Origin of the sequence: Paraburkholderia sp. BR10936, assembly GCF_040965735.1 — a bacterium.
GTDB lineage: Bacteria > Pseudomonadota > Gammaproteobacteria > Burkholderiales > Burkholderiaceae > Paraburkholderia > Paraburkholderia nodosa_A.
This window is the reverse complement of the sequence record NZ_JBFRCM010000006.1, coordinates 102,707-122,102: the sequence shown is the minus strand read 5'-3', so window position 1 is coordinate 122,102 and position 19,396 is coordinate 102,707. Positions and strand designations below refer to the sequence as shown.

General features: G+C 64.9%; 16 protein-coding genes. 6 read left to right on the top strand and 10 right to left on the bottom strand.

Annotated features, from left to right (window positions below; genetic code table 11):
- Positions 1-62 precede the first annotated feature (62 nt).
- Genes AB4Y36_RS15070 through AB4Y36_RS15055 form a run of 4 tightly spaced genes read left to right on the top strand, consistent with a single transcriptional unit; the run spans position 63 to position 3,797 of the window.
- Positions 63-1,166: a sugar ABC transporter substrate-binding protein gene (locus AB4Y36_RS15070; RefSeq protein WP_342949029.1), complete on the top strand. Its 1,104-nt coding sequence runs from the start codon at positions 63-65 to the stop codon at positions 1,164-1,166.
- A 27-nt stretch (positions 1,167-1,193) separates the two neighbouring features.
- Positions 1,194-2,207, top strand: a complete 1,014-nt coding sequence (locus AB4Y36_RS15065) for an ABC transporter permease (RefSeq protein WP_342949030.1) — start codon at positions 1,194-1,196, stop codon at positions 2,205-2,207.
- Positions 2,207-3,016: an ATP-binding cassette domain-containing protein gene (locus AB4Y36_RS15060; RefSeq protein WP_069265836.1), complete on the top strand. Its 810-nt coding sequence runs from the start codon at positions 2,207-2,209 to the stop codon at positions 3,014-3,016. Before AB4Y36_RS15065 ends, AB4Y36_RS15060 begins: the two co-directional genes overlap by 1 nt.
- Before the next feature lie 55 nt (positions 3,017-3,071).
- Positions 3,072-3,797 carry a FadR/GntR family transcriptional regulator gene (locus AB4Y36_RS15055; protein ID WP_069265835.1) on the top strand — a complete coding sequence of 242 codons (726 nt, stop codon included), beginning with the start codon at positions 3,072-3,074 and terminating at the stop codon, positions 3,795-3,797.
- A 65-nt stretch (positions 3,798-3,862) separates the two neighbouring features.
- On the opposite strand, the gene araH is transcribed toward AB4Y36_RS15055, so the two are convergent.
- The 7 genes from araH to AB4Y36_RS15020 form a co-directional block, all read right to left on the bottom strand.
- Positions 3,863-4,873, bottom strand: coding sequence for an L-arabinose ABC transporter permease AraH (gene araH, locus AB4Y36_RS15050; RefSeq protein ID WP_069265834.1), 1,011 nt, complete (start codon positions 4,871-4,873; stop codon positions 3,863-3,865).
- Between the two features lie 27 nt (positions 4,874-4,900).
- Positions 4,901-6,439, bottom strand: coding sequence for an L-arabinose ABC transporter ATP-binding protein AraG (gene araG, locus AB4Y36_RS15045; protein ID WP_368683561.1), 1,539 nt, complete (start codon positions 6,437-6,439; stop codon positions 4,901-4,903).
- A 55-nt stretch (positions 6,440-6,494) separates the two neighbouring features.
- Positions 6,495-7,499, bottom strand: a complete 1,005-nt coding sequence (locus tag AB4Y36_RS15040; protein WP_069265832.1) for an arabinose ABC transporter substrate-binding protein — start codon at positions 7,497-7,499, stop codon at positions 6,495-6,497.
- Between the two features lie 56 nt (positions 7,500-7,555).
- Positions 7,556-8,485: a Gfo/Idh/MocA family protein gene (locus AB4Y36_RS15035; RefSeq protein WP_069265831.1), complete on the bottom strand. Its 930-nt coding sequence runs from the start codon at positions 8,483-8,485 to the stop codon at positions 7,556-7,558.
- 56 nt (positions 8,486-8,541) lie between these two features.
- Entirely contained in the window at positions 8,542-9,471 is a 930-nt protein-coding gene (locus AB4Y36_RS15030; RefSeq protein ID WP_069265830.1) for a dihydrodipicolinate synthase family protein, read from the bottom strand.
- 40 nt (positions 9,472-9,511) lie between these two features.
- Positions 9,512-10,867 carry an MFS transporter gene (locus AB4Y36_RS15025; RefSeq protein WP_342949032.1) on the bottom strand — a complete coding sequence of 452 codons (1,356 nt, stop codon included), beginning with the start codon at positions 10,865-10,867 and terminating at the stop codon, positions 9,512-9,514.
- A 75-nt stretch (positions 10,868-10,942) separates the two neighbouring features.
- Positions 10,943-12,694, bottom strand: coding sequence for an IlvD/Edd family dehydratase (locus AB4Y36_RS15020; RefSeq protein WP_069265828.1), 1,752 nt, complete (start codon positions 12,692-12,694; stop codon positions 10,943-10,945).
- A 166-nt stretch (positions 12,695-12,860) separates the two neighbouring features.
- On the opposite strand from AB4Y36_RS15020, the gene AB4Y36_RS15015 reads away from it, so the two are divergent.
- Together AB4Y36_RS15015 and AB4Y36_RS15010 are read left to right on the top strand one after the other, a co-directional pair.
- On the top strand, positions 12,861-13,844 hold the full coding sequence (locus AB4Y36_RS15015) for a LysR substrate-binding domain-containing protein (RefSeq protein WP_069265827.1): 984 nt from the start codon (positions 12,861-12,863) through the stop codon (positions 13,842-13,844).
- Positions 13,845-13,878: 34 nt separating this feature from the next.
- Positions 13,879-14,739 (top strand): class I SAM-dependent methyltransferase, encoded by an 861-nt coding sequence (locus tag AB4Y36_RS15010; protein WP_368683409.1) that lies wholly within the window; start codon positions 13,879-13,881, stop codon positions 14,737-14,739.
- Positions 14,740-14,818: 79 nt separating this feature from the next.
- Here AB4Y36_RS15010 and AB4Y36_RS15005 read toward each other — a convergent pair whose 3' ends face one another.
- The 3 genes from AB4Y36_RS15005 to ligD all read right to left on the bottom strand — a co-directional run bounded on the left by AB4Y36_RS15005 (position 14,819) and on the right by ligD (position 19,174).
- Entirely contained in the window at positions 14,819-15,658 is an 840-nt protein-coding gene (locus tag AB4Y36_RS15005; RefSeq protein ID WP_069265825.1) for a tetratricopeptide repeat protein, read from the bottom strand.
- Positions 15,655-16,581: a Ku protein gene (locus AB4Y36_RS15000; RefSeq protein WP_342949034.1), complete on the bottom strand. Its 927-nt coding sequence runs from the start codon at positions 16,579-16,581 to the stop codon at positions 15,655-15,657. The genes AB4Y36_RS15005 and AB4Y36_RS15000 overlap by 4 nt, the downstream gene beginning before the upstream one ends.
- 76 nt (positions 16,582-16,657) lie before the next feature.
- Positions 16,658-19,174, bottom strand: coding sequence for a DNA ligase D (ligD, locus tag AB4Y36_RS14995; protein WP_368683408.1), 2,517 nt, complete (start codon positions 19,172-19,174; stop codon positions 16,658-16,660).
- Positions 19,175-19,396 lie beyond the last annotated feature (222 nt).

The window sequence follows — 19,396 nt, the reverse complement described above, 5'->3', positions numbered from 1 at the left end:
TCTGCACGCTTTTCGACGAAAAGTCGCCTACATCGACCACGATGACAAGACCGGAGGAAAACATGGCGCAGGATCGGGATGACACAAAAGACGGTAAGGGCTTGATCGACACGGGCCGGCGCGGCCTGATGCAGGGTGCGGGACTGGGCGCGGCACTATCGCTGCTCGGTGCGGTGGGCGGCGGCGGATTCATTTCCACGGCGCAGGCCGCCGAATCGGGCTTCCCTTCGCACAAGAAGTGGAAGATCGTGTTCGTCAATCACGTCACCACGAATCCGTTCTTCGTGCCGACGCAATACGGCATTCAGGACGCGTGCTCGCTGCTCAACATGGACTACCAGTGGACCGGCTCGGCCACGTCCGACGCGGGCGAAATGGTGCGCGCCGTGAATTCGGCCATCGCCGCGAAGGCCGACGCGATCGCGGTGCCGATCGTCGACCCCACCGCTTTCGACAAGCCCATTCAGGCGGCGCTCGACGCGGGCATTCCGGTCTTCGCCTATAACGCCGACGCGCCGCGCGGCAAGAAGAACCCGCGGCTTGCCTATATCGGCCAGGACCTGTATCTCTCGGGCTACCAGATGGGCGAGCGTATCGTGAGCCTGATCGACAGCGGCCTCGTCGGCCTCTTCATCGCCACGCCTGGCCAGCTCAATATCCAGCCGCGTCTGGACGGCGCGAGCGACGCCATCAAGAAGTCCGGCAAGAAGATCGACATCCAGACCGTGGCCACGGGCGCGACCGTCAACGAAGAGCTTTCGAAGATCAAGTCGTTCTACCTGGGCCACCAGGACCTGAAGGGCATGTTCGCTGTCGATGCGGGCAGCACGCAGGGCGTCGCGCAGGTGATGAAGGAAAACAACCTGCCCTCGAAGGGCGTGCACGGCGGCGGCTTCGACCTGCTGCCGACCACGGTCCAGCTCATCCACGAAGGCTATCTCGACTTCACGATCGACCAGCAGCCGTACGTGCAGGGCTTCTATACGGTGATGCAGGCGTTCGTGACGCTCGCCTCGGGCGGTCTGGTCGGGCCGGCCGACACGAACACGGGTCTGAAGTTCGTGACGAAGGAAACCGTCGAGCCGTACCTCAATACCTCGACGCGTTTCGAAGGCAAGACCACCAAGCCGCAAATCGTGCCGATGAGCGGTGCGATCAAGTCGTAATGAACCCAGTGCAATGAACTACGAGTGATGAACTCTGTGAACGAAACCGGCAAGGCTGAAGTCTCCGCGCGGGCTGTTGCCCGCCCGCGCGGGCAATGGCTCTCCGCGTGGGCGCCCGAGCTGCGTATTCTGCTCGTCGCGATGATCCTCGCGGCATACTTCGAGTTTTCCAACCGGGATTTCCTGCTCACCAACGCGAGTCTCGTCAACCTCTCGCAGTTCATCGCGCCGGTGGCGATCATCGCGTTCGGCGAAATCATGCTGATGATCGGCGGCGACATCGATCTTTCAGCCGGCATGGTGTTCGCCTTCGCGCCGTTCATGATGGTGTTCGCCAACGACGCAGGCGCGCCCATGTGGCTCGCCGTGATCGCGGGGCTCGTGGCCGCGGGCATCGTCGGCTTCGTGAACGGGGCCGTGACCGTGTGGCTGCGTCTGCCCTCGTTCGTCACGACGCTCGGCACGCTCTTCCTCATCAACGGCATCACGCTCACCATTTCGCGCGGCACCCCGGTGCAGACGCCGGGTTCGCCCGAATTCGCGGCCTTCATGGGCGCGTGGGGCTATAGCGAGATCCTCTGGACTATCGTCATCGCGTTTGCCATGCACGTGCTGCTGCGCCACACGCGCTGGGGCCTGCATACGCAGGCGGCCGGCGCGAATCCGCTAGGCGCGAGCGAGGCCGGTATTCACGTGAACCGGCTGCGCCTCGGCAATTTCATCATTGCCGCCGTGCTCGCGGGCTTCACCGGCATTCTGGAAGGCTTTCGCATCACCTCGATCGACCCGCAGGCGGGCGGCAACCAGATCATGTTCCTCGCCGTGGCTTCGGCCGTGATCGGCGGCACGCCGCTCACGGGCGGCTCGGGCACGATCGTGGGCGGCCTGATCGGCGCGGCGGTGCTCGGCATTCTCAACGACGGCTTCACGCTCATCGGCATCAACGCGTTCACCTTCAACATCATCCTCGGCGCCGCGATTCTCGCCGCCATGGTCTTCAACATCCACGTTGGGCGCCTGCGCCGCAAAGGGAGCCGATGATGGACGAATCGCAAGCCTCCCCCGGCGGCGCAACCGCCACGGCCAACGCCCCGCTCGCGGTGCGCGGCGAGAACATCGTCAAGCGCTTCGGCGCGGTCACGGCGCTCGACGGCGTTTCGCTCACGCTCGGCCGCGGCGAAATCCTCGGCATTCTCGGCGACAACGGCGCGGGCAAGTCCACGCTCGTGAAAATCCTCACGGGTTTTCATCAGCAAACGAGCGGCACACTGCAGATCGACGGCAGCGAGACGCTGCTGCGCTCGGTGGACCATGCGCGCTCGCTCGGCATCGAATGTGTTTATCAGGACCTCGCGCTGGCGAATTCGCTGAGCATTTACCACAACATGTTCCTGAACCGCGAGATTGTGCGGCGCGGGCCCTTCAAATTGCTCGATCACAAGCAGATGCGCCAGCGCGCGGCGCAACTGCTCGACGACATCGGCGTGCACGTGCCCTCCGTGGACCTGCCTGTGGAGCGGCTTTCGGGTGGTCAGCGCCAGGCGATCGCGGTGGCGCGCGCCGTCCATTCGAACGCAAAAATCCTGTTGCTCGATGAGCCGCTCGCCGCGATGGGAGCGCGCGAAGCGGGTCTGATCATCGATCTCATCATGCGTTTGAAGGAAAAAGGCGGCCTATCGATTATCATGATCATGCACAACTATGCGCAGACGCTCGATATTGCGGATCGCATCATGTTGATGCAGCGAGGCCGCGTGACATACGAGCAGCACAGCGCCAATACATCGGTGGCTGAACTGATGGATATCGTGCGGCGGGAATATCGGGCCATGCGCACCACCAGCGCGTAATGGTTCCCACATACAGGGGGGACGCTCCGATCGGGTAGCCCCCGGCCGGACAATCATGGATTACCGCAATCTAGAGAAACGCAAGAGCATGCACGCGCGCATCGTGCAGGAGCTCGGCATGCAGATCGTAGGCGGCACGCTCGCCCCCGGGCAGCGCCTGCCGCCCGAACCCACGCTGTGCGAAACCTACGGCGTGAGCCGGCCCGTGCTGCGCGAGGCCACGCGCGTGCTGGTCGCCAAGGGTCTCGTGGTGTCGAAGCCGCGCGTGGGCAGTGTCGTTCGCCCGCGCGAAGAATGGCACATGCTCGACCCCGACGTGCTGTACTGGACCGTCAACAGCATTCCCGAAGGCGAGTTCTTCCGCTCGCTCATGACCGTGCGGCAGATCATCGAACCCGCCGCCGCGGCACTTGCCGCGATTTCAGCAAACGACGAAGACCGCGCCCGCATCACCGCGGCCTACGCCCGCATGGAGCAGGCGGAGACTGCCGCCGACCTGCTCGAACCCGATCTGGAATTCCACCGCGCGATCATGGCCGCCACGCATAACAACATGCTGGCGTACATCGGCAACATGCTCTCGCTCGCGCTTTCCGAGTCGATCAAGCTCACGAGCCGCCATCCCAACACACACGCCCTTTCGTTGCCGCGCCACAAGGCAATTCTCACGGCGATCGAGCACGGCGACGCGCTTGCGGCGCGGCAGGCGAGCGTCGTGCAGCTCGACAATGCGCGCGCCGACGCCAAGTCGATTCTGGGCGGGGCGGGGCTGGAAACCTGAGGCTCGCAGACTGAAGCGCCGCCGCACCTGGGCCGCATTGCGCGGCCCATCGACGCTCGCTTGCCTCACACCGCCCGCTTGCTGCGACGGAACTGGTCGAACAGCACCGCGAGCAGCAGGATGCCGCCGCGAATCAGGTACTGATAGAACGTCGGCACGTTCATGAGGCTCATGGCGTCCTGCACCGCGCCCATGATGAGCACGCCCACCAGGACGCCCGAGATCGTCGCCACGCCGCCCGTGAGCGACACGCCGCCCAGCACGCAGGCCGAGATCACGCCGAGTTCGAGGCCCACCGAAGTCTTCGGGTCGCCGAGGCTCATGCGCGAGGCCAGCATCACGCCCGCGAAGCCCGTAATGAGCCCTTGCAGCACGAACACCGTGATCTTGATGCGCGTGACCGGCAGGCCGGCCAGGCGCGCCGCTTCGCTATTGCCGCCCACCGCCAGCACGTTCTTGCCGAACACGGTTTTCTTGAGCAGGAAACCGAACACCACGAAACCGATGATGTTGCTCCAGATCGGGTACGAGATGCCCAGGAACGAGCCGCCGCCCAGATCGAAGAAGCGTTCTTCCGAGATCATCACGGCGTCGCCGTTCGAGGTGAGGAAGGCGAGGCCGCGCACCGCTTCCATCATCGCGAGCGTGGCGATCAGCGAGTTGATCTTGAAGCGCGCGATCAGCACGCCGTTCACGAGCCCGACCGCGCCGCCCGCGAGCACGCCGGCCGTAATGCCGAGCAGCACGCTATGCGACTGCGTGATGACCGTGGAGGCCACCACGCCCGCGAACGCCACGATCGAGGCGACCGAAAGATCGACCTCGCCCAGCGCGAGCACGAACATCATCGTGACGGCAATCGAGCCGATCAGCGTGACGGAGAGCAGCAGGCCCTGAATGTTGCGGGTCGTGAGGAAGTCGGGCACCGTGGCGGATAGCACCGCGAACAGCACCACGAACACCACCACGATGCCCGATTTGTTGATCATGTCCCACGCCCGCGCGCGCTGGGGGGTAATCGGCGCGGCGGCTTCGTTGACGGTAGGCGTGCCCTGTGGCTGCATGGCTTCACTCATTTCTGGTTCATCGTTACAAAAAGGATTTCAGCGCGGCAGCGCCATCTTGATCAGTTCGTCGGGCGAAGCTTCGGCCTTCGGCAGGCTGCCGGCAATCCGGCCTTCGCGCATGACGATGATGCGGTCCGACACGCCGATCACTTCGGCCAGGTCGCTCGACACCATGATCACGGTCTTGCCCGCTTCGGCGAGCTCGTACAGCAGGTTGTAGATCTCGGCGCGCGCGCCCACGTCGATGCCGCGCGTGGGCTCGTCCATCAGGAACACCTCGATGCGCTCGGCGAGCCAGCGCGACAGAATCACCTTCTGCTGGTTGCCGCCCGAGAGCGTGCCGATGGCCGTGTCGCCGTTGCGCGTCTTGATCGCGAGCTTCTTGATGTAGTCCTGCGCGAGATCGCGCTCGCGCCGCGCGTCGAGGAGGAAGCGCGCGGGGCTGAAGTGGCGGCGCGCGCTGATGTTGAGGTTGTCGGCCACCGAGGCGATCGCGACGATGCCTTCCTGCTTGCGGTCCTCGGGGCATAGTGCGAGGCCCGCGCGCACGGCGTCGCGGGGGCTCGCGAAATTGACGCGCTTGCCGTCGAGTTCGACATGCCCCGCGCTGGCGCGCGTCGCGCCGTAGATCAGCTTCATGAGTTCCGAGCGCCCGGCGCCCACGAGCCCGAAGAAACCGACGATTTCGCCGCGCCGCGCCGTAAACGATACCGGCTCGGCCAGGCCGGGACCCAGCAGGCCCTTCGCTTCGATCAGCACGTCTCCCGCCTGGCGCGGACGATAGCCGTACACGTCCTCGATCGAGCGCCCCACCATCGCCGCGATCAGGCGATTGCGGTCGAGATCGGCCACCGAATCGAACGTCTCGATGCGCTTGCCGTCGCGGAACACCGTCACGCGGTCGCAGAGCTCATAGACTTCGTCCATGCGGTGCGTGACGTAGATGATCGCGCGGCCATCCGCGCGCAGCGCGTTGATGATGCGAAAGAGGTTCTCCGTCTCGCGCGCCGAGAGCGAGCTGGTCGGTTCGTCGAAGGCGATCACGCGCGCGTCGCGCATGAGCGCCTTGCCAATCTCGATCATCTGGCGCTGGCCGATGGAGAGATTCTTCACCGGCGTGCGCGGATCGATGCGCTCGCCAAGCCGCTTGAGTTCATCCATCGCGCGCTTGACGAGCGTGCCTTCGTCGAGCACGCCGAAGCGATTGGGCAACTGCCCGAGCATCAGGTTTTCCGCCACCGTCAGCTCGGGCACGAGATGCAGTTCCTGATAGATGATCGCGATACCCGCTTCGAGCGCCGCCTTCGTGGTCGTGAAGCGGTGCTCCACGCCATTCAGCTCGAGCGTGCCTTCCTGCGGCTGGTTCACGCCCGAGAGCACCTTGAGCAGCGTGGATTTGCCCGCGCCGTTCTCGCCCATCAAGCCGTGCACTTCGCCGGCACGCACTTCCAGCGCCACGCGGTCGAGCGCGCGCACGCCCGGGAAGCTCACGGTAATGCCGTCGAGCTCCAGGTACGCGCGATTCCCCTGTTGAGCGCCCTTCACCGCGTTCGCTTGCGCGTTCGCATCAGTCATCGTTTCAGTCATTGCATCCCTGCCCTTTGCTTCGCCTCAGTCTTCTACGCAGTCCTTAGATACCCAGCTCGCTGCGCACGGCCGTCCAGTTGTCGCGCGTCATCAGCTTGCCGGTGGTCTGCGTGTCGGCGGCCGGCTGCTTGCCGTCGCGGATCCACTCGACGAGGTTCTCGGCGCTTTCCTTGCCGTGGTTCGTCGAGCTCACGGCGATCGTGCCGTAGAAGCCCGTAGGCTGCTTCTTCTGGAACTCGGCGAACGCTTCGCCTGCGCCGTTGATGCCCACGCCGATCACGTCAGCCGACGGAATGTGCAGCTGTTCGGTCGCGCGCACGGCGCCCAGCACGCTTTCCTCGTTGAGCGCGAACACCACCCACTTCTTGATGTTCGGATGCTGGGCGAGCACCGGCGACGCCGCATTGAAGCCGCCTTCGTCGTCGGTGGTCTTTTGCGGAGCGTCGAAGATGTTTTCCTTCTTGAAGCCGCCGGCCAGCAGCGATTGCGTCGCGCCGTCCGTGCGCAGCTTCGCCGTGGGCAGTTCATAGTCGGTGATACGCAGCGCACCCACTTCTTCCGGCTTCCAGCCGCGGCGCTTCATTTCGTCGGTGATCGCCTGGCCGACCTGATTGCCGATCTTGAGCGCCGACATACCGAGGTGCGGCACGCTGGCGATCGGCTTGCCCGACGAGTCGACGAGCTGGTCGTCCACCGTCACGAACTTCATGTTGTAGCGCTTGGCGCGCGCCTGGATGGCCGGTCCGAGACGCACGTCCGGCGCGCAGATCACGAAGCCTTGTGCGCCTTGCGCGCCGAGGTTGTCGATGGCGGCGAGCACCTTCTCGCCGTCCGGCGTGCCGATGTTCACCACCGAGAAGTTCTCTTTCTGGCCGAGTGCCGTAGCGGCCTTCTGCTCGTTGATGAACCATGCCTGCTCCGGCATCTTCACGAGGAAGCCGATCTTCACGGGCGAGTCGGCGTGCGCCGCCACGTTCATGCCGAGCGGGGCGATGCACATCGCCGCGAATGCGGCACGAAGGGTCAAACGGCGGATCTTGCTGGTCATGCTCCTGTCTCCTCAGGTGTGGTGTGCTGCGTGTGTAATGCTTGAAAGAAGCGTCTTTAATGCCCGAAGGCCTCGACTTCGACGTGCCTGCCGAGCAGGAACGCGTCCGCCACGAGGCGCAGCGGGCGCACGTCCACGTCGTCGGTGCCGTGGGCGATCAACCAGTGAAAACGCTCATAGAGCGCCGCATATTCCCGTTCCGCGTCGAGCGCGACCGGCTCGCCCGCAATCGCGAGGCGCTTGCCGCCTTGCGCGATCGAGAGCAGGCCGTCCGTGGTCTCCACATCGATTTCCCATTGCTCGACCGGACCGTGGCGCCAGTCGAACTCGGCGCGCACGGGCACGCCATCGGTGTCGATGCAATCGAGTTCGGCTGCGATCGGCGTCGAGCAATCGCTCGGCACATGCAGCGTCGCGCCCTGCAGCAGCACTTCGCGCGGCAGGATGCGCGTGACGATGGAAAGCGCGTTGATGCCCGGATCGAACACGCCGAGGCCGCCCGGTTCCCAGATCCACTGCTGACCCGGATGCCAGCGGCGCACGTCTTCCTTCCAGCGCACGTGCACGGCGCGAATGGTGCGCTCGGCGAGCCACGCGCGCGCGGGTTCGACGGCGCTCGCGCAGCGCGAATGCCACGTGGTGAACAGCGTGCGGCCGCGCTTTTGCGCGAGTTCGCGCAGCGCCTCGACTTCGCTCACGCTCGCGCCAGGCGGCTTTTCGAGCATGACGTGCTTGCCCGCTTCGAGCGCGGCGCGCGCCTGCGCGTAGCGCACCTGCGGCGGCGCGCACAGCGACACCGCGTCGAGATCGGACTCGGCGGCCAGCAGCGCACCGATGTCCTTGTAGTTGCGCACGTTCTCGACCTGCGCGTTGCGGCTCGCGCTCGCGACGAGTTCGAAGCCGGGATTGCCCGCGATGGCGGGCAGATGCTGGTCGCGCGCAATCTTGCCCACGCCGACGATACCCAACGTATAGGACGCTTTCATGACGTATCTCCGCCCCTTCTTTTCAGGGAGATTTTTTATTCTGCATGACGAATGATTTATTTACCCCAGCGCAACACGAGCGGATCGAGGCGGCGCGCGATGTCGATCAGTTCGGCGCGCGTCGCGGGATGCATCGCGGGCAGCGGGTGGCGCGGCAGTTCGCACTCGATTACGCCGCCTTCCTTCATCAGCGACTTGCAGGCGAGCATGCCCGCCTGGCGGTTTTCGTGATTGATGAGCGGCAGCCACTTCTGGTAGAGCGCGAATGCGTCGTCGGTGCGGCCTTCGCGGTGGGCTACGATAATCGGGCGAATACCGTCCGGGAAGCCGCCGCCCGTCATCGAGCCGGTCGCGCCGGCGTTCAGGTCCGCGAGCAACGTAATGGCTTCTTCGCCGTCCCACGGGCCTTCGACGGCCTCGCCCGCCAGCTTGATCAGCTCGCGCAGCTTGTTTGCCGCGCCCGGCGTTTCGATCTTGAAGTACGAGACCTGCTCGATCTCGCGGGCCATGCGCGCGAGGAACGGGGCGGAGAGCACCGTGCCGCTCGCAGGCGCGTCCTGGATCATGATCGGAATGTCGATCGCATCGGACACGCGCGCGTAGAAGTCGTAAATCTGCTGCTCGGGCACGCGGAAGGTCGCGCCGTGGTACGGCGGCATGAGCATCACCATCGCCGCGCCCTGCTCCTGCGCGCGCTTGCTGCGTGCGGCGGCAACCGGCGTGCCGTAGTGCGTGGTCGTCACGATCACGGGCACGCGGCCTGCCACGTGCTCGAGTACGGTGCGCGTGATGACTTCGCGCTCGTCGTCGGAGAGCGAGAACTGCTCCGAGAAGTTCGCGAGAATGCACAGGCCGTCCGAGCCCGCGTCGATCATGAAATCGACGGCGCGCTTCTGGCTTGCCAGATCCAGTTCGCCCGTTTCGGTGAACGTGGTCGGCACGACGGGGAAAATGCCCCTGAATCGGGGCGTACGGCTCGTAGTCATGTCTTCAGTCCTGCTTGAGAAAGAGTGTCAGGCCGCGCCTTCACGATTCGCTCGCCAGCTCTCCCGTGCTGCGGCGAGGCGTGCGCAGCACCGCGCGCACGGCGAACGTCACGAGCACCGCGAACACCAGCGTGGCCGCGAGAAAGTAAAGCCCGGCCGCCAGGCTGCCCGTCGCGTCCTTGATGAGCCCGATGCCATAGGGGCCGAGATAGCCGCCGAGATTCGCGAGCGAGTTGATCGTCGCGATCCCCACGGCCGCGCTCGCGCCGGTGAGGAACTCGCCGGGCAGCGCCCAGACCACGGCCTGAATCGAGTAGATCGAAAAAGCGGTCAGGCAGATGAACAGCAGTTGCAGCGCCGGCGCGTGAAACCACGCGCTCGCGGCCATCGTCAGCGCCGCGACGCCCGAGACCACGACGATGTGGCCGTAGCGTTCGCGATGCTTGTCCGAATGGCGCGGCACGATCAGCAATCCCGCTACCGCGAACAGATAGGGAACGGCGGAAAGCAGGCCCGCCGTGGAATCGCTCACGCCGAACGCCTTGATAATGGTAGGCAACCAGAGCGACAAACCATAGATGCACAGCGGAAACGGCAGGAACAGCAGCGCAAGCAGCAGCACGCGGCGGTCCTTGAGCGCGCTGAATGGGTTGCGATGCGTGTCGAGGCGGTAGGTGCGCTGGTCGGCGGCAAGTTCGCGCGCGATCCAGCGGCGCTCAGTGTCGTCGAGCCAGCGTGCATGCGCGGGCGATTCGGGCAACAGACGCAGCGTGGGAATGCACAGCAGCACGGCAGGCAGGCCGCTCACGACGAAGAGCGTCTGCCAGCTCGACATGCCGAAAAAGCCGTGCGTTTCGAGCAGCGCGCCCGCGATCGGGCCCGTGACGATGCCGGCGATGGGCTGCGCGAGCACGAGCAGGCCGATCACGCGCGCGCGGTGGCGCATGGGGAACCACTGCGTGAGGAAATACAGAATGCCGGGATAGAGCCCAGCCTCCGCCGCGCCCAGCAGAAAGCGCAACGCGTAGAAGCTCTTCGGGCCGCTCACGAGCGCCATCAGCATCGTGATCACGCCCCACGTGAAGAGGATGCGCGCGAACCACACGCGCGCGCCGAAGCGCGCGAGCGCGAGATTGCTCGGCACTTCGCAGAGGAAATAACCGATGAAGAAGAGGCCCGCGCCCAGGCCGTAGGCGGCGTCGGACAGGCCCACGGCCGCGTTCATGTGCAGCTTCGCGAAGCCGACCACGGTGCGATCGACGTACGCCACCACATAGATCAGCGCGAGAAAAGGCAGCAGCCGGCGCGCGATATGGCCGACGATGTGCTTTTCCTCGCTGCTGGCGCTTACCATTGCAGCGGGGCTTTCGTGTTGCAGCACCTGCGGGTTCGTCATCGTGTCTCCAGGCTCGTTTCTTCTCTTTTGCTGCGCTCAGGGCGCCGGCGCGCCCTGGCTCATTGCGTCAACCGCTCAGTGCGAATGCCGCGGCACCGCCGCCCCGCGCTTGCCCACGAGGAAGTCGAGGTCGCAACCCTCGTCGGCCTGCAGCACGTGATCGACGTAAAGGCGCGCATAACCGCCCTTGCCCAGCTGCTCCGCCACGCCGGGCGCGGCCGCCGGATCGACATCGCTCAGACGGCGCGCGAGTTCCTCGTCGCTGATGTCCAGATGCAGGCGACCCGATTCGCAGTCCAGCTCGATCCAGTCGCCGTTGCGCACCGCCGCGAGCGGCCCGCCCGCCGCCGCTTCGGGCGCCACGTGCAGGACCACCGTGCCGTAAGCCGTGCCGCTCATGCGCGCATCGGAAATGCGCACCATGTCCTTCACGCCCTGGCGCAGCAGCTTGGGCGGCAGGCCCATGTTGCCGACCTCGGCCATGCCGGGGTAGCCGCGCGGGCCGCAGTTCTTCATCACGAGGATGGAGTCCTTGTCGACATCGAGCGACTCGTCGGCGATCGTCGCCTTGTAGTGGTCGAAGTTTTCGAACACCACGGCGCGGCCCCGATGCTTGAGCAGCTCGGGCGTGGCCGCCGAAGGCTTGAGCACGGCGCCGCGCGGCGCGAGATTGCCGCGCAGGATACAGATGCCGCCGTCCGCGATCAATGGGTTGTCGAGTTGACGGATCACTTCATCGTTGTAATTGGGCGCCTCGCGCACGTTGTCCCAGATGGACTTGCCGTTGACCGTGAGCGCATTGGGATGCGGCAGGAGGTTCGCTTCGCCGAGCCGGCGCAGCACCGCCGGCAGGCCGCCCGCGTAATAGAACTCTTCCATCAGGAAGCGGCCCGACGGCTGCAGATCGACGATGGTCGGCGTGTTGCGGCCAATGCGCTGCCAGTCTTCCAGTTCGAGATCGACGCCGATGCGCCCGGCAATCGCCTTCAGGTGAATCACGGCGTTAGTCGAGCCGCCAATCGCGGCGTTGGTGCGGATGGCGTTCTCGAACGCTTCACGCGTGAGGACCTTCGAGAGCTTCAGGTCTTCCAGCGCCATCTGCACGATGCGGATGCCCGACATGTGCGCGAGCACGTAGCGGCGCGAATCGACGGCGGGAATCGCGGCGTTGTGCGGCAGCGAAACGCCGAGCGATTCGGCCATGCAGGCCATCGTCGAGGCAGTGCCCATGGTGTTGCAGGTGCCCGCCGAGCGCGACATGCCCGCTTCGGCCGAAAGGAACTGATGCAGGTTGATCTCGCCCGCCTTCAGCTCCTCGTGCAGCCTCCAGACGACCGTCCCGGAGCCGATGTCACGGCCTTCGTGCTTGCCGTTGAGCATCGGGCCGCCGGTCACGACGATGGCGGGCACGTCCACGCTCGCCGCGCCCATCAGCAGCGCGGGCGTGGTCTTGTCGCAGCCGCACAGCAGCACGACGGCGTCGATGGGGTTGCCGCGAATCGCCTCTTCCACGTCCATGGAGGCGAGATTGCGCGTGAGCATGGCCGAGGGACGCAGGTTCGATTCGCCGTTCGAGAACACCGGGAATTCGACCGGGAAGCCGCCCGCTTCATAAATGCCGCGCTTCACGTGCTCGGCGAGCTTGCGGAAATGCGCATTGCAGGGCGTGAGTTCCGACCAGGTGTTGCAGATGCCGATGATCGGGCGACCATCGAATTCGTGATCGGGAATGCCTTGATTCTTCATCCAGCTTCGGTACATGAAGCCGTTCTTGTCCGTGGTGCCGAACCACTGTTGGGAGCGCAGTTTGGGTTTGGTATCCGACATCGTGTTCGTTGTGTAGAGCGAGTAGTTCGCCGAGTGCTTCGAGCGATGGATTCGGGACAGTCTACGGAGAAGTCTGATAACCTCCTAATGAAATAATGGACGCTTCCGATATCGAAATCGGCATTGGTATAAACACCTAAAACTATTTGGGAAATCAGGCGGAGACATGCTCGATACGAGCCCCTGGTACGTGCGCACGCGGCTGAAAACGCGGCAATTGCTCCTCGTCGTGGCGCTGGCGGAGGAAGGTAACATTCACCGCGCGGCGGCGGCGCTGAACATGACGCAGCCCGCCGCCTCGAAGCTCCTGCGCGAGCTCGAAGACATGCTCGGTGCGGTGCTGTTCGAACGCATGCCACGCGGCATGCGGCCCACGCTGTACGGCGACGCGCTGATCCGCCACGCGCGCGCCGTGCTCGGCAGCCTGGACCAGGCGCAGGAGGAGCTTAGCGCGCTCAAGGCCGGGCGCCTTGGCCACGTGGCGGTGGGCGCGATCACCTCGCCGGGCGTGCGCGTGCTGCCGGCGGCCGTTGCGGCGGTCAAGCGCACGCATGCGAACCTGCGCGTCTCCGTGGAGATCGACGCCAGCAACGTGCTGCTCGAACACCTGGCGCAAGACAAGCTCGACGTGGTGCTGGGCCGCCTGTCCGCCGAGCACGACAAGCTCCAGTTGCGTTACGAACCGCTCGCGGGCGAGCCCGTGTGCGCCGTGGTCCGGCCGGGGCACCCCATGCTCGTGGCGGCGCAGGACGAAGCCCGACCGATCGCGCTCGCCGACATCGCGCGCGCCACGTGGGTCGTGCCGCCCGTTGGCAGCGTGCTGCGCCACCGCTTCGAGCTGATGTTCCAGCGCGCGAGCCTCGCGCCCCCATCGAACGTGGTCGAGACACCCGCGCTGCTGTTCATCACGCGCGTGCTGGAGCAAAGCGACATGATCGCCGTGCTCACCGAAGACGTGGCGCGCTACTACGCGGCGCACGGCATGGTCGCGATCCTGCCCGTGCCGATGGATTGCCAGATGGACGACTTCGGCATCATCACGCGTGCGGACGGCCTCCTCACGCCCGCGGCGAGCGTGATGATCGAGGCGTTGCGGCAGGTGAGCGCCGACATCTACGGGACACACGGCCGCGAGCCAGGCGCGCGATAATCGTGCGACGAAACCCGCGCGAGAGGACCGAACCATGCCCGCCAGCCATCCCGCCGCTCCCGACAGCACCGCCATTCGCGTCGCGCTGTGGCGCGCGCTGCACGTCCAGGTCGACGATGCGCCCCACGTGCTCGAAGACGAAACCGGCATGCAGATCGCCGCACCGGAGTCGAACTGGCGCGAGCGGCCCGATATGCACCCTGAAGGGACGCGCGGTTATCGTGCCTCGATCGTCGGGCGCGCGCGCTTCGTCGAAGACCTTGTCGCCGAACAGACCGCTAACGGGCTCGCCCGCCAGTACGCGATTCTCGGCGCGGGACTCGACACGTTCGCCCAGCGCCACCCCGAAATCGCCTCGCGCCTGCACGTGTACGAAGTGGACAGGCCGGGCACGCAGACATGGAAGCGTCAGCGGCTCATGGAGCTGGGGTATCGCGAGCAGGCGTGGCTGCGCTTCGTGCCGGTGGATTTCGAAGCCGGGCAGACGTGGTGGGAGCGGCTCGCCGCGGCTGGGTTCGATGCCGCGAGTCCCGCGGTGATCGCCTCGACGGGCGTTTCCATGTATCTCACGCGCGAGGCGAACCTCGCGACGCTGCGGCAGATCGCGCAACTCGCACCGGGCTCGACGCTCGTCATGACCTTCCTCCTGCCGCTCGAACTCATCGACGAGCCCGAGCGTTCGCAGCATGCCGCCGTGTATGAACGCGCGAAGGCGGCGGGTACGCCGTTCGTGAGCTTTTTCGCGCCCGATGAGATGCTTGCGCTGGCAAGCGAGGCCGGGTTGCGCAATGCGCGTCATGTTTCGACCGCGGATCTCACCGCACTTTACTTCGCAGGACGAAGCGATGGGCTGAGGCCGGCTAGCGGGGAGTCGATTCTGGTGGGGACGGTTTGAGGCGGGGGTTGTCGCGGTCTGTGCGGGGAAAGCTGTGTTTTTGCGCGCATTCTGGCCCACTTGCCACCTTCTGCACGGTTTAGGTAGTCAACCGTCGATACGCGCTCAAATGACGAACCAAACCCTGCGGGTCGCCACGTCTTTCGAGCAGCATGGCCAGGTTGTGGTGAGCGTCCGCGTACGTCGGGTCGAGTTCGAGGCAGCGCATATAGCTTCGCTCGGCGTCTTCGAAGCGTCCCAGCTCCTCGAACGCAATCGCGCGATTGAAGTGCAACACGGCATCGTCGGGAAAGTGAGCCAACGCCTCATCGAATACATGCAGCGCATCTTCGCACCGGGATTCGAGTTCACACAGCAGCGCGCCCAGGTCAACGTAGGCGGGATAAAAAGGTTGCGGCGATAGCGCGATAGCCTTCTTGTACGCCCGTTCAGCGCCGTTCACATCGGATGCTCTCAACTGTTCGCCCAGGTCGTACCACTCCTGCGCCTGATGCGCGAGATTCTTTTGCGCAGGCGCCGAGTCGAGAAACACGACATCGCCCTTGATCTGCGCCACTTCGAAATCCAGCAGGAACTGACCGGTGGCGGCATCCCACTGCGAAGGACCCGTTCGCACGGCCACGTCGTTGCCGACTGCCGATACGCGAATCCCCGTAAGCGGTAACTGATCGGGCAACTCGTCTCTGAGCCGCGTGAGCGCCATGATGATCTTGCGCGGTGGAATACGCGCATCGCGCAGCTGCAACGCCGTACGCAGCAGCACGACGTCCTGGAACGTGAAGCGGTAGGCGTTTCGCGGTCCGCGTGACGGGTTGACGAATCCTGCAGCAATGAGGCCCGATACCACCCTCCGGGAAACGCCCAGCATGGCCTGCAACTCGCGCATCGAAATTTCGCGCGCGGCGACTTGTGGCGTCACTTGCGTGCCCGCACCCTGGCAGGCGCTTCAGCGGGCGCCTTGGCGGCACGCGCCGGCGGCTTGCGCGTCCTGGGCGCGACAGGCAGTTCGGTAACGGGCTCCGCGCTCTTGCTACGCTTGGGCGCCGGAGCGGCCTTCGCTTTTGCACCACCCTTCAAACTCGCCCGCAATGCATCCATCAGGTCGATAACCTGTCCGCCACCCGCAAGCTCTTCGCGAGCCTCGTGAACGACGACCTGCTTGCCTGCGATCTTTTCGTCGATGGCTGCGAGGATGCGCTTCTTCTCTTCGTCTTCGTACGCAGTCGGGTCGTAATTGTCCTCGGAGCCCTGCTCGATAATCTGCAGCGCGAGTTTCATCTCGGTATCGGATACGTCGACATGTTCGACATGGAGATCAGCCAGCGAGCGAACCTCGTCGGCGTACAGCAGTTGCTGAAAGACGAGTCCATCTTCTTCGGGGCGCACCTGCACGATCCGCGTCCGTCCTTTCGACGCCCATTTCGCCAACGCGCAGCGACCGCTCTGCACGAGCGCCTGCTGCAAGAGGCTATACGGCTTGCCGCCGCGCTTGTCGGGTGCAATGTAGTAGGCCTTGTCGTAGAAGACCGGGTTGATCGCCTCTTCCGGGATGAAGGCCATGATTTCGACGACATGGCTCGCAGCGTCTTCCAGCGCCTTTAGCTCATCGGTGGTGAAGACCACGAAGCGGTCCTTTTCGAATTCGTAGCCCTTGTTCATGCTCGAGCGCTCGACGACATCGCCCGTCTTCTCGGAGACGTATTGCTGCTTCACGCGCGAGCCGTCGGGCGCCAGCATGTGAAACCGGATGTCGGACGAACTCTCGGTAGCGGTATAGAGCTTCACCGGAATCGAAACGAGCCCGAAGGACAGCGTCAGGGAAGCAATTGAGCGGGCGGGCATGGACTTCTCCTCGCGGATTTGCAGGTTCGGCACGTCGCTCACGCAAAGCGCGTGCCGCCACCGACTGGCGGTCGTTTCATTTTAGGCGCTTTATCGCCGGTGCCAACGATTGCGACCCCGACCAGTAATCGGCCCACGGGTCTTGCTGCTGGAAGCTCAGATACTCGCGGGCCGTTTGTACGGTCCACTGCGCCCCGCTCTTGAGGTCATTCAACTGCTCCCAGGCGACCGGCATCGAGACGCCCATCCCGGGTCGCGCACGCGCGGAAAATGCCGCAGCGGTGGTCTGTGCCTTGCCGTTGCGCAAGTAGTCGACATAGACCTTTCCGACCCGGTTCGAAGCCCCGGCGGTCGCCGAAAAGCGCTCGGGAATCGTCTTCGCCAGATGCCGCACGAATGCCTGCGAGAACGACTTGACCGCATCGTAGTCCAGCCGCGGCGCAAGCGGCACGACGACGTGCAAGCCTTTCCCGCCGCTCGTCTTCAGCCAGGCTTGCAGCCCCAGTTCCGACAACAACGTTTGAACCAGCAGCGCCGCTTCCTGAACGCGTCCCCATTTCACGCCCTCGCCTGGGTCCAGGTCGAAGATGACCCTGTCGGGCTTGTCGAGTCGTCGAACGGTCGAATTCCAGGTGTGAAACTCGACGGCGTTCATCTGTGCCGCCGACAGCAGCGCATCGACCGTGTCGACGCTCAAGAGGGGCGGATGATTCGGCCAGAGACTGCGGTCGTGAGCCGTCAATCCGGGCATGCCTGTTCTCTCGGCATGCTTCTGAAAGAACAGGTCTTCGGCGATGCCTGCCGGCGCGCGAACCATCGCAATGGGCCGGGCCTTCAGGTGAGGCAGCATCCGCTCCGCGATGCTCGCGTAGTAGCGCACGAGGTCCGCCTTCGTGACACCCGTCGATGGGTCGACGACGCGTTCCGGATGCGTGATTTTCAGCTTCAGTTGCGGCTCCGGCGCCTGCGTCTTCCCCCCCTCCCGGACGACGCCGCCTGGCGGCTTGTCGATGCGCAGACCTCTGAACGAGGCCTGCCGGATGACGCCATCGGCAGTCCAGTCCGCGAATTCGACCTCTGCGACGAGTTCAGGGCGAACCCACCGCTCACTGCCGGCCGAGCGCCGGGCCCACCGGCGCGACCTCGCGACGTCGACTTCAAAGGGTGCTGCATCGACTTCGAGCGGCGTCAGCCGCGCCCACAGGTCCCGCGCGATCCTGGCGTCCCAGCCGGTGCCGACGCTTCCAGCGTCGCGAAGCCTGCCGTCTGCGTAATAGCCAAGCAACAGGCTGCCAATCTCCCCGTCTTTACCGCCTCGGGCCGTGAACCCGCAGATGACCAGTTCCTGCCGGAGCCGGGATTTTGCCTTGAGCCACGTCTGGGTCCGCCCCGACTCATAAGGCGCGTCGCGGCGCTTGAGCATGAGGCCTTCCAGGCCCAGGCCCGAGGCGGCCTCGAACAGTTGGGTCGGGGGCGCCTCGAAGTCCTCGCTGAACCGGATGTGCTCACCGGCATCGTGAAGAAGCTGCGCGAGCAGCATGCGCCTCGACCACAGCGGCACCTTCCTGAGGTCTTTCCCGTCGAGGTACACCAGGTCGAACAGGAAGTAGACGATGTCTTGATTCGCGTTGCCGTCTATCGCATCTTGCAACGCAGCGAAACTGGGAAGGCCGTTTTTGAGGACGGTGATTTCGCCATCCAGCCACGCGCTGTTGAGCGCAAGCGCCTCGACCTCTGCTGCAAGCGCGGGAAACCTCGCTGTCCAGTCATGACCGCCTCGTGTGATGAGTCGCACACGGCCTTTGGCGACGCGGGACAGCATGCGATAGCCGTCGAGCTTGGCTTCCGTTACCCAATCACCGCTTGTGGGAAGTGATGGCGCCAGGGTCGCGAGTTGGGGCTCGAGCCTGGCAGGCAACGGAGCAGACACCGCCGCGCAAAGGTCGATCTCCGACGATTCGCTGCGCGCCGGCCTCGCTGCCCGCGGCGCACGTTCCTCGATGAGCCCGAGCGGCTTCGCCGTCACGCTATCCGGAAGCGCCTTGATGACATCGTATTCGGCAAGCGGCTGCGCCCAGGCATCGCGCTTCTTGAACAGCATCCACTGGTCTTGCCTGTCGCCGGGCTTCGATATGCGGACCAGCTCCCAGAGTCCGGCAAGTTTTTCGCCGTGGAGACGGAAGACCAGCTTGCCCGCAGTCATCCCCTCACGCGGATCACCGACGGGTTCCCAGGTGCCACGGTCCCAGACGATCACGTCGCCAGCGCCGTATTGCTTTGCCGGAATGGTGCCTTCAAAACCCGCGTAGTCGGCAGGATGGTCCTCCACGTGAATGGCCATCCGTTTTTCCTTCGGGTCGTAACACGGACCTTTGGGTACGGCCCATGAGAGCAATACCCCGTCGAGTTCGAGCCGGAAGTCGTAGTGCAGCCGGCTCGCCCAGTGCTTCTGCACGACGAAGCCCAGATGTCCATTTTCAACGGGCGAGCTGGCAGCCGGCGGCGCCGGTTCAGGCGTGACACTGAAATCCCGCTTTTTTCCGTAGCGGGAAAGCGGCGGTGATGACGGATTGCGGTCGCGGGTCGAGGCCATGACGATAGTCTAGGAAGAACTCTCGCCTGGTGCGTCGCAAGTGGAACGCGTGGCGCGAATGCGCGAGCGCGCCTGCCTCACGTGCCCTGCGCTGCGGTTTCCGGCCGCCGCTTCCAGACCCAGCACAAAACCGGCGCCCCAAATACGAGGCGGGAGCCGGCATTTCGCCGCTCCCGCCAGATCACTTCGTTGTGCTCACAAGCACCGCGCAAGAAGCCGCGG